Origin of the sequence: Actinoplanes rectilineatus, assembly GCF_000962825.1 — a bacterium.
In the GTDB taxonomy this organism is placed as follows: domain Bacteria; phylum Actinomycetota; class Actinomycetes; order Mycobacteriales; family Micromonosporaceae; genus Actinoplanes; species Actinoplanes rectilineatus.
Genome location: NZ_JZKF01000054.1, coordinates 28,265 through 39,244, shown reverse-complemented (window position 1 = coordinate 39,244; position 10,980 = coordinate 28,265). Strand labels below are relative to the sequence as shown.

General features: G+C 67.8%; 5 protein-coding genes and 1 tRNA gene. 2 read left to right on the top strand and 4 right to left on the bottom strand.

All coding sequences use genetic code 11. From position 1 onward, the window contains the following. Positions 1-9 precede the first annotated feature (9 nt). Positions 10-1,458: a fibronectin type III domain-containing protein gene (locus WH85_RS47590; RefSeq protein ID WP_169792508.1), complete on the bottom strand. Its 1,449-nt coding sequence runs from the start codon at positions 1,456-1,458 to the stop codon at positions 10-12. A 274-nt stretch (positions 1,459-1,732) separates the two neighbouring features. Here WH85_RS47590 and WH85_RS31415 point away from each other — a divergent pair. Further along, positions 1,733-1,817 (top strand) — tRNA-Leu (locus WH85_RS31415). Positions 1,818-1,835: 18 nt separating this feature from the next. Here the strand turns inward: WH85_RS31415 and WH85_RS31410 are convergent. Beyond that, positions 1,836-3,689: a recombinase family protein gene (locus tag WH85_RS31410; RefSeq protein ID WP_245674171.1), complete on the bottom strand. Its 1,854-nt coding sequence runs from the start codon at positions 3,687-3,689 to the stop codon at positions 1,836-1,838. Positions 3,690-3,936: 247 nt separating this feature from the next. Here WH85_RS31410 and WH85_RS31405 point away from each other — a divergent pair, with 247 nt between their 5' ends. Further along, positions 3,937-4,317, top strand: a complete 381-nt coding sequence (locus WH85_RS31405; RefSeq protein ID WP_045745677.1) for an effector-associated constant component EACC1 — start codon at positions 3,937-3,939, stop codon at positions 4,315-4,317. Position 4,318: 1 nt separating this feature from the next. On the opposite strand, the gene WH85_RS31400 is transcribed toward WH85_RS31405, so the two are convergent. Then, positions 4,319-8,776, bottom strand: a complete 4,458-nt coding sequence (locus tag WH85_RS31400) for a caspase, EACC1-associated type (RefSeq protein WP_157411324.1) — start codon at positions 8,774-8,776, stop codon at positions 4,319-4,321. Beyond that, on the bottom strand, positions 8,763-10,940 hold the full coding sequence (locus WH85_RS31395; RefSeq protein WP_169792506.1) for a transglutaminase TgpA family protein: 2,178 nt from the start codon (positions 10,938-10,940) through the stop codon (positions 8,763-8,765). The genes WH85_RS31400 and WH85_RS31395 overlap by 14 nt, the downstream gene beginning before the upstream one ends. Between the last annotated feature and the right edge of the window lie 40 nt (positions 10,941-10,980).

The window sequence follows — 10,980 nt, the reverse complement described above, 5'->3', positions numbered from 1 at the left end:
TCAGCCGCGCTATTGCGACGGACGAGCGCTCACGGCATCGGTGCACGCTTGCGGCGAACTCGCAAACCGGTCCGTCCCATAGACGGCGACGACCGCGAAACAGTACTCCATCGTGGAATTCAGACCGCTGACCCGGTAAGAGGTCTCCCCCGGCCCGATCGTCGCAACGGGCCGTAGTTGCTCCCCGCTCCGGGCCATCGTCACGATGAAGGAGACCCGCCCCTCAGCCGGATCACGCCAGCTGACCTCGACGCTCGATCCGTCGACGTCGAGCGCGATCCCGGAAGGCGGATCCCCACGCAGTTCCGGCCCGTTCCCAGCGGTAGGGCCGACGGTTCCGGTATTCACGGCGGCCGGCTCCGAAGCCTGCTTGACCAGCACGAACATGAGCGCGGCCACAGCCACGAAGGCAGCGACGAGAGCCGCGGCGACTGCGGCGACGGCCAGCCCGCGACGCCCCCGGGAACCCTGCTGATAGGGCACCGGATAGGCCAGCTGTTCCGGATAACGCACCAGCTGATCCCCCGGAGGGACAACCCCGCCCTCCGCTTGCGCCGGCGGCCTCCCCGGCCTCATTTCTTGCGGGTACGAGCTGAGCATGCCCGCGGCTGCCGGAAGGCTGTTCGGAGTAACCGGGTAAACGCCAGGAGCCTCCCCCGTCCCGACCGAGAACACGCCGGGCGCGACATTCCCGCCCCGGGCCCTTTCCTCGTCCCACCCAGCCGCAACAGCGCCCGTCTCGATGGCGCTCGCGTCGTCCCGAGCCGAATCAGCGGCGCTCTCGTCGGCTGGCTCCGGGGCGTCGCTCTCCTGCCGCGCCCACCCGGACGGCGGCCCGTCCCAAGGCCCGGCCTGATCCCCTTTTTGATCACCAGCACCGGCCGGCACCTGAGCCACCGGCATGGTCGGCCGCACCGGCACGAGCGGTACCGGCGGCGGAGGCGGGAGCGGCCCGACCTCGGCCCGCGGCTGCGGGACCGGCTCCGGCCGGGGCTTCGGGGACGGCGCTTCCCCGCGTACCCCAGAAAGGTCTTGATCGTGGAAGTGAGCCCGCGCCCGCGCAACCGCCTCATGATCGGCCCCCAGCACGCCCGGCCCGTGGGTCGCGACCCGGCCGAACGCCTTCCGCGCCTCATGCCGGTTGCCGAGCTCCTCCGCGACCACCCCCAGATCGTGGGAGATCAACACCATGACCGGGTCGGCGTCACCGAGGCGCAGATGCCCCGCCGCGTAGGCCTCCTCGAGCACCCGGCGGGCCCCCATCGGGTCGTCCTCGCGCAGGTAGACGACGGCGAGCGCACGCTGAGCAGCCAGTACGTCCGGGGCGTCCTCCCCCAGATTGGCCCGCCCGATCTCCACGGCCCGCTCCAGCAGCAGACCCGCCCCCGCCAGATCCCCAGCAGCGATCAACGAATGCGCCCGTTCCAGGGCAGGCGTCAGCGGCGAGGACGGCGGCATGCCCGCCATGCTGCCCGGTTCGTCCCCCCAACGCCAGTGCCGCCCGGTTCCCAGCCCGCGTGCCGACCCGCAAGCGCTTGTCTCCCGGCACGCCGACGCCCGGCCATCGCTCCGTTCCCCGACGGCCTTTCCGCCACCGCAGGAGCCGACCCCACCCCCGCTTCGCGGTCGTGTCCAGGCCGTGTACAGTTTCGTCCTGTGCCGCTGCGGAGCAGGCCAAACCCCAGGTGAAAGCCAGGGCCAAGCGCTCCGCTAAGGTACAGCAGTACACCTTGTCCGGGTGGCGGAATGGCAGACGCGCTAGCTTGAGGTGCTAGTGTCCTTTATCGGACGTGGGGGTTCAAGTCCCCCCTCGGACACGTTAACCCACACCAAGGTCATTCACGTTTTGGATGATTCTGGTGTGGGTTAAATGCTTTCCGCCGCTGGTGCGGAATGACCAGTAGCCCCGGCAGGGGCAGCTGGCTGGGCGGCGGTGACATCTCCGGTCGACTGTGCGTCTTCTCATCTTCATCGCGGGGCGGCGGCGCGACATCACCATCGGCATGAGCCGTGTCCTCGCCGATATCGAGGGTGATGCTGACCGGGGTGCACAGGAGCGTGTACCCGCGCCACCGCAACTGTCGGCCCAGCTCCCCACCGTCCAGGTCCTGCGGGGCAACGCCGGTGTGGTGGGCCAGCTGACGGCCAGCCTCCACCAGGACCTGCTCCTCCCGCAGATAGAGGATCTTCGCCCGGTCCGGTTGCACATCGCGGCCGCTGGTGTAGCCATGCCGACACCGGTACCCGGCCCGACCGTGCACCCACTGACCCTCGAGGCGCCGCACGCACACGCCGCAGATCAGCAGGCCTGTCAACTGGTAGCGGTGAGGGTTCGCGTCGTCCGGCACGGCGAGCGCGCTGACCTGCTGGACCCGCAGGAAGTCCTGTTCGCTGACCAGCGGCGGGTGCACCACTGTCGTGGAGATCACCCACTGGTCCCGGTCGTTCCAGTGATGTGACGGCTTGCGGCCCGCCGGGCGGCTGCTCTGGTCTCCAGGGTTCACCTCGTGATGGTCGATGCCCTGCCGGTTCCACACCTGCCGGCCGGTGTACCGCGGGTTCTCCAGGATTGCGGCGATCGTCCGGACCGTCCACGACGTGCCGGCACGGTGCGGGTTCCGAGCCCGGTCATACCCCGACGGCGACAGAACACCGTTCGCGTTCAACGTCCGCGCGATCCCCGCCACACTCCACCCCGCGAGGCGCTGGGCGAACATCCACCGCACCGTCGGCGCCGTCTCCGGATCCGGATCCAGCTGGTGCAACCGTCTGCCCCACCGCGCATTCGCCGCGTTCGGATGCGGACCCGCATCGACAAGCCGATACCCGTACGGCGGACGCCCACCCAGATGCCGACCCTGCTCACGCGCCTGGACCCGCATCGCCGCGCTCGTGCGGAACCGGGCCCGCAGGACCTCCCGCTGCGACTGGCTACCCAACATCCGCATCATCGCCTGATGCACCGGATCGCCCGGGTCAACCGGACCGCCCATCTCCGGCAACCACAACTGGACGCCGTGCTCGCCCAGGTAAGGCAGCAGGTGCTCGAACTGCCCGGCCGAGAAGGCCCGCTCGAACTCCCCGACCACGATCGCGTCGAACGGCCGACACGGATCCGCCGCTGCGGCCAGCAGCGCGGCAGCTTGCGGCCGTTGTGACCACGGCAGGCTCCGCGAGCAGCCGGCATCGAAGTAGCTCGCGACGATCACACCGTGGCCGGCGATCAGGTGCAGGGCGCTGTCGCGCTGCCAGCCGCGCGACGACAGGTCATCCTGGTACTCGGTCGTCGACATCCGGCCGTAGAACGCGAACCGCAACGCCCCGACCGCCGGTGTCTCCGGACGACCCCGGACCCGCGCAGACGGTGGTGGAGCGGTCAGCCAGGCGGCCATCAGATCAGCAGTATCAATAGGCGACGTCATCACGATCACCCCATCCGGGCCGGATACAGATGAGACCGCGCCGGTCGCCGCCGATGACGCGACATCGACGACGATCACCCACCAGAGTGACCCCAACACCCTGCGACTACCTTCCCCGTGAGCGTCGACACGCCTGATGGGTCTGGAGGCTCGATACGAGTTGGAGCAATCGGCGGGCACGCGCCGAACCCCGATCGGCTTGCAGCTCGTCGTCGGCGTCTGGAGCTGTCCGGTACACCTGTATTCCTCCCTCCACGTCTCCGGCAAGCCACGACTTGCCCTACGCGAGTTTCCGACACCGGCATCGGGAAGCTCGCCTGATTCGTGATTTGGTACATGCGCTTCAGGTTCACGCTGCCGAGACGATCTAGAAACAGCGTCAGGCCGTAAAGTGCGGGATCAATCGGCTCAAACGCAACCGGGCGATCGCGACTCGGTACGGCAAGCTGGCCGACCGCGACGAAGCCACCGTTTCGCTGTCCCTTTGGTGGACCGGGCCGCCTACCCTTCCGCTATGGCTCTGATTCTCACGGTCACCGGCCAGCCCGGCGACGACGCCCAGTCCCTTCTTTCGTGGCTAAGCCAGGACGAGGATCTTCGTGGACGTGTCCAGGAACAACCGGCATCCGTGCCGGAGGGGAAACTGGGAGCACTGACGGATGTTCTGGTCGCCGCGCTGGGGCCGGGAGGCACGGCGATGGCGTTGGCCACTGTCGCGATCTCCTGGCTGCGGAGTCGCAAGACCAGCACCAAGCTGGAGGCGACAAGGAGCGACGGTGCCTCGATCATCGTGACCTCGGATCTGGTCAAGACCACCGATGACCTGAGGCAGCTCACCAACAAGGTGGCAGAGTGGGTCGACGGCTCGGGTGAGACCCCGCCCGAACTCGAGTGACTCAGCACGGCGCCTTGTACGGCCTCCCGACGATGTACTGATCCCACTGTTCCTCGGTCAAGTCCTCCACGACGGACTGACAGATCCGCTCCGCCACCCGCTCCGGGTCGGCGTCGAAGAGCACCAGCGTGCCGTCGGTGAACCCGGCGGCAAGGAATCCATCCGTGCTGAACGAGACACCGGCCACGCCGGCACCCTGTTGATCGATAGTTGTCAACCGTGCCGGAGTGGCCGGATTCTCGACATCCCAAAGTTGGAGGGAGCCGCCGGCCGTCCCGACCGCGATGACGCGGCCGTCGGGGCTCACCGCAACGGCGGTTACTCGAGCACCGGACCGTAGCAGGACACCGATCGCCTCCACGGTGCCGGGCTCGCGCACGTCCCACAGCCGAACGGTGGAATCTTCGCCACCGACGGCCAGGTACGGGGTGTCGGCGCCGCTGAAACCGAGTGCCGTCGGGCTCGGCGACTTCTGCAGTTGTAGCGGCGGGCCGGCTGTCCCGTCCGGCCCGATCTCGACCAGGTGGACGCCGGTATCGCCGAGCAGCGCGAGCTGGCTGCCGTCCGGGTTGAAGTGTGCTCCTTGGACGTGTCCGTCCGCCTTCAGAGCAATCACGCGGGGCGGTGATGTCGTGCCTGCACGCCATTCCGCCAAGTGCGCCGTCGTTCCCGGATACACCGCGCGAACGGTCTTCCCGTCCGGGGACACGTAAGCCGCTACCGGGGCCGTCGCTTCTACAGCGGCTGGCTTCGGAAGAGTCAGTGTTACCCCCGCCTCAGCGGTACGGCTCAGAGTGACCCGTCGCAGGCCGCCGTTCTTGGCCGTCACCAACACGCTGTCCGCGTTCGCGGCCAGGACAGCAGTGGCCGGGATGCTCATGCCAGGTACGGGACGGTGCGGATCCCGGGTGTCGTATGCCCGGACCAGGGCCGAGCCCGACACGATCGTTGCCTGATGGCCGGGCGCCAAGCGGACATCGCGCACGGGTTTCGGTCCTGTCGGCACCCGTGCCGTCTCGGCGGCACCCCGGAAGGAGTCGAGTCGCCAGATCCGTACCAGTCCGCCGGCGGCGACCAACGTGGTGAGGTCGGGCCCGAATGCCATCTGCTCGGCGTGGGACGGGAATTCGGCGAGGCGGCGCGGCTGTGCGCTTTCGGTGATGTCCCACAGGCTCACGATGCCCATCGCAATCGCGATTCGGCTGGCATCCGAACTGAACACCACCTTCGGGTTTACCACCTGGTCGTTGGACCCTCCGGGGTGGATCGGAGAGAGTTCAGCGGGTTGTTCCGGCACCGTCACATCCACCAGGCGGACAACAAGCGATCCGCTTGGTTCCTTCAGCCCTATCGCCACGCGGGAACCGTCCGGGCTGAAGGCCAGCACCGGGTAGTCGGTGACCTGCCGGGCCACGGTGGCGATCCGTCGGGGCGCACCGGGATCCCGGATGTTCCACAGGCTCACCACCGTGCCGCCGTCCTCGCTCTCCTCAGGTTCGGTGAGAAGTGCGAGTTCACCGGTACGGTCGACGACGATCCGGTCCAGGACGCCATCGCCCGGCAGTTGGAGAGCGTAGGGCCCTACTGGGTGTTCGGGGTCGGTGATGTCCCACTGGCCGATTCCGTCGTAGTAGGTGACCGCCGCTTCGTCAAGGGACCGGGACGGGGACGCCAGCGGCACGCCCACTGGGCTGCTGCGATTGTCCGCACGCGACAACAGTCCGGGGCGGGCGGTATCGCGTACGTCCCAGAAGTCGGTGTATGGCCCCAGGTGGGAGCCGTATCGCACCGCAAGAATGTTCGGGCCGGCCACTTCTATCCGGTTGATGACTTCACCGGCCCTGACATCGGTCCGTACGGGTAGCCGGGCCAGCAGTTTCCCGGTGGACGGCTGCCACAGGGCGGCATCCGTCGCGCTGGCCACGGCGAGGGCTCCGGTCGATTCGAGATAGGCAGCGAAGGTACCCGGAACTTGCAGATCCAGGAATCGGGGATCCCAGGAGTCGTTGAAGATGGACGCTCTGGTCGCCGGTGTGGACTCGGTCCGGTATGCGATAACCGCCAACTGCTGGGCAAGATGCGGTTGTACGTTACGAAGCTTGTCGGCGTGCGCGGCGATCTCGTTGGCCGTCGTCCGGCGCCCGCTCTCACGGATGGTCCTGCCCTGCAACATGACCACAGCGATCACCGCGACCAGCACGGCGGAGAGCACAGCGAGCGCCGCGGTGGTGGCCCGGTGACGGCGCCGCTGCCGCTGTTCGGCCTTCCGAATCGCGATGTCAGCGGCGATGGAGGCGTTGAGGAACTCCCGGGCGATCGGGGTGAGCTCGGCCTCCGGCCGCTGATCGAACTGTTCTGTGGCGTTCGCCAGCCGGTTGCCGCGCAGCAGGCCCGCATCGGTCCGGCCGTCCTCGTCCCAGCTCTGCGCGGCTGTGATTATCTGCTGTTGGAGAAGTAGCCATGCTCGGTCCGAGGTGATCCAGTTCTGCAGCCTCGGCCAGGCCCGCAGGATCGCCTCGTGGGTGATCTCCACGGTGTGCTCGGCGGTGACGACCAGTCTCGCTTTGGCCAGTGCGCCGACCACGCGACTGACGGTTTCGGCGCTGGCGACCTGCTGTGCGAGACGTTCCCAGGTGAGCCGGCGACGGGTGTCGGCGGATTCCTCCCCGAGAACCGTCAACCGGAGCAGCAGGCGCCGGGCCACATCCTGGTCATCGACTGACAGTTTGGTAAAGGCGTCCTCCGCAGTGACCTTGATGGCGTTGGTGATGCCGCCGGAACGTATGTATGCCGGGGCGGTCAGCACGTCGTGATGCCGGTGCTGCCAGGTGGCCCGCAGTGCGTGGGCGAGCAGCGGAAGCGCACCGGGATCGCAGGTGCTTACGGAGTGCCGGCCGGTGATCGTTTCGTCCACACCGAGATCTCGGAGCAACAGTTCGACAAGTCCGGGGGCGACCTCCGCTCCGACCTGTTGCGCGGGTTTCACAATGGCGTCGCGGAGTTCGTTCGGGCTCATAGGACCGACGAGAAGCGGTTGTGCTTCCAGGACCGGCAGGAGTGCCGGGACCTCAGCACATCGGGCGAAGAAGTCCGCGCGAACCGAGATGACCACGACGGCACGATTCGGGGATCCCGGCCGGGTCGCCGCGATCAGGGCATCGATGAAGGCAAGTCGCACCTTGGCCGGCGCTCCCTGGGTGAACAGTTCCTCGAACTGATCGACCACGATGAGAACCCGATCGGCTACAGGCTTCGCGGCCTGACGGCCGATGAAGCTCAGTTCCTGGACGATACCGTCGGTATGGGTGGTGAGTGATCGCTCCACCACGGGAACCGGCCGTCCGGACAGGTCTGCGAGGGCGGACGCGAGTCGAGCGAACGGTTCGCTGGAAGGCGTGATCAGAATTCGGCGCCAGGTCCGGGTCTCCGCCAGGTGGTGGCCATCGGCGAGTTCGGTCAGGAGGCCGGCGTGCAACAGGGACGACTTGCCGGCGCCGGACGGGCCGATCACCGCGAGCGGGATTCCTTCACCGTCACGATCGAGAAGCCGGTTGATCAACTCTAGGGTGAGGCCGGAACGACCATGAAACCATTGCGCGGTCGTCATATCAAAAGACCGCAGACCCGGGTACGGGCAGATGTCGCCGGCACTCGAGCCACGAGCCGGTTCGGGTTCGCTGACGTCACGAATCCGCCCGGGCTCCGGACGCCGCGCCGGATTGTAGGCGAGAAGAAAGTCGGACCCGCTCCCTTTGCCATGGTTCATCGGCTTCGGCATCGTCATGGTCATCAGCGAACGAGTGAGCGACCGGTAGACGTCCTGCATACGAAGCTCATGGGGCGCACCCGGATCGCCGTCGTTGAGCAGCTTGATCAGTTCGCCGCTGAAGACCGTGTAGCGCTCACCAGGCAGTGCCAATGACTGCTCTGACCATGACGACGAGGTCAGCACGTAGGAGCCGCGCAACGCGAGAACGACCTCGGCATCCAGGCCCTGCCCGCTGAGGGTGTTGACGGCGTTCCCGGAGTAACAGGCGTCCAGGATGATTACCGAGGTGGTCGCCGGGCTGTTGTCGACGGCTCGCCGGAGGTTCTCGTACGGTATCGACGTCGACCACAGTGCGCTCTGCTCACCGGCCCTGGTCCGGCTCGTGGCAAGGTAGAGCTGGCGGTCCCAGAGAATGCCGTGACCGACGTAGTAGACCAGCAGAACGTCGGTGGCGGCGCCCGCCGTCTGCGCGATGAGGGTGCCGAGGCTTTCGTTGCCTATCGGGTCCTGCACGATGGTCAGGTTCCGCCGGTCGAGTCCGCCGTGTTGGACCAGGGCATTTCCAAGATCATCTAGGGTGGCTGGCACCGCGGGAACCTGGGGAAGCCCGGAATCCGGTTCGTACTGTCCCGCGCCGATCAGCAGAACTCTGCTTCCGGGCGAGCTGAGCCCAAGTCTAGAGACGCCCACCGCTGGCTCCTCTCCTGGACGACCGCACCGATGCGGCTTTCGCCGGCACCAACATGCGGCGTATCCGCACGGCCCGGCTCATTCGCTGCCGGATGGTCGAGCGGAGTTCATCGGACTTGGCCCAGGCGCGGTCGGCATCGGTCTCGGACGGCTGTGCCTCGGCGAACAGGGCGAGGGTAGCCAGGGCGGTCAGGGTGGACAGACCGGACTTCTGTTCGCGTCGTAGTGCCGTACCACCGAGTTCGTTGATCTGATTGGGGGTCGCCGATCGGGGGATCGTCACGCCCGAGCTGCACAGTTCGTCGATCGTGTCGTGCCATGCGCCCAGGACGCGGCGACGAGGGTCGGGGGCCTTGCGCCGGCGCCGGCGTAGCCGGGCTGGGCCGGAGGCGGACAGAGCGAGGTAGGCCACCAGCAACACCACGACCGCCGCCGTCATGCCTGTCCAGAGCCTTCGCAGGTCGCGGTCTAGCTCGGCGACCTGGATCTCCGGCAGGGCGAGACCGTCGGTGGGAGCGTCAGGCCCCGCCGCATGTTCGTCGTTGCCCGTCTCGGGTGGAGGCGTTCCGGCGTCGGGCGGTGCCGTCTCGCCGAGTCCCGGCGCTTCTTTCAAACTCGAGGTCTGCGGGGTCGGGTAGAACGGCAGCCATCCGGCGCCTGCGAATTTGATCTCGGGCCAGACGACTACGTCGCCCGACCGGATCTCATGCTCGGTACCTGCCACAGCGGAGGTGCCGGGGGTGAAACCGACGACGATGCGGCTAGGCATCCCCAATCGCCGGGCGGCGAGTGCGAAGGTCGTCGCGAAGACCACTGAGGTGCCTTGCGCCCGGGGCGTCTCAAGAAAGGTCCGGACGCTGCCGAGCGAGTGGCCCGAGGTTGCCTTCGGGTTGTATTCCCAGTTGGTGCGTAGGTTCTGCTGCAGCCGTCGGGCGCGTTCGTAGGGGTTTCCGGCAGTGCCGGCTTGTTCGGCCAGCCGCTCGAGTACGGCCGGAACAGCCGCCGGGGAGGTGAGACTTGCGGCTGGCGCGTCGGTGGCGGGGGTGAGTTTCGCGGTGTCAGCAGGGGCAGGAGAAACCGGCCGGACGGAGCGGACGGTGTAGCTCAGCTCACCCGTGACCGGTTCGGTACTGAGCAGCGTGGCGGTTTCCGTGTCGACAGCGAGATCCACGCCGTCGACCTCGACCGGCCGTTCTGCCGAGGGAAGGAGTACACCGTCCAGATCCGCTATCTCGATGGTTTGCTCGCTGACCGTGCCGGGTCGGCCCGGTTGGCCGGGGATGTGCCTGCCTGTCGGCAGGAAGCGGCGGTTGAGTCCCCAGTCGCGGCCGTCGAAGTCATCCAGCGCGATCAGCCGCCAGTTCTGCCACGGAACCGCCTGGCTCTGGCGCGCCCGGAACAGCGTCCGGTCCGGCTCCGCGAGCCATTTCGCCACCAGGGACAGCGGATCCGTCTGGACCTCCGCATCGAGTTCGTGCCGAAGGTCGTCGCGAGGGTCGTAACGAACCCGGGTTCCGGGCCACGGAAGCGACTCGACCGCGAGCCCGGTGCCAGCGAGGATGAGCACCACGAACGGCGTGGCAATGCGCTGGAACAGGGATGTGCTGGTCCGGCTTCGCCCGACGCCGGCGGTCGTCTGCGGTACGGGTCTTCCGGTTCGACGGTGTGCGATGAAGGCCGCCGCAGCTAGGGTGAACAGGCTGGCGTACGCCACATTGGTGCCGGGCAGCGGAGCCGTCAACGCGATCCCGGCTGTCAAGAGGACCAGCGCGGGAATCAGCGGGATCAGCGGGCCATCACCACGGCTGGAGGACTCGGCGCTGGCCACCGCGGCGACGAAGACGAGTACGGCGGGGACGATCAGCGAGTTCGGGTCGGCGGGCAGCGGCAGGGCCCTGTTCAGCAGGGGGATCACTCCGTCCACGAGGCCTCTGACGAGGTCTGCGGAGTTTCTGGCCGGCGATGCCCAGACGAGCACCGCACCGACGGCGGTGAACAGCCCGAGGGCTGCCGTCACCGACGACAGCAGTGGAAGGCTGCGTGACCGGCTCTGCCACGCGGACACCAGAAAGGGCGGCAGCAGTCCGGCTGCGGCCCAGGCGTACGCAGCCGGGCCGTCGAAGGCACGTGGGATCACCGCAGCTGCGCTCGCGGTCGCGGCCATCGCCAGAAACCGGCCGGCGAGGTCTCTCCGGCAGAGTGCC

Coding starts and splice junctions, on each gene's coding strand:
- WH85_RS47590 (WP_169792508.1), bottom strand. CDS start 1,458: ATGCCGCCGTCCTCGCCGCTGACGCCTGCCCTGGAACGGGCGCATTCG.
- WH85_RS31405 (WP_045745677.1), top strand. CDS start 3,937: ATGGCTCTGATTCTCACGGTCACCGGCCAGCCCGGCGACGACGCCCAG.
- WH85_RS31395 (WP_169792506.1), bottom strand. CDS start 10,940: ATGGCCGCGACCGCGAGCGCAGCTGCGGTGATCCCACGTGCCTTCGAC.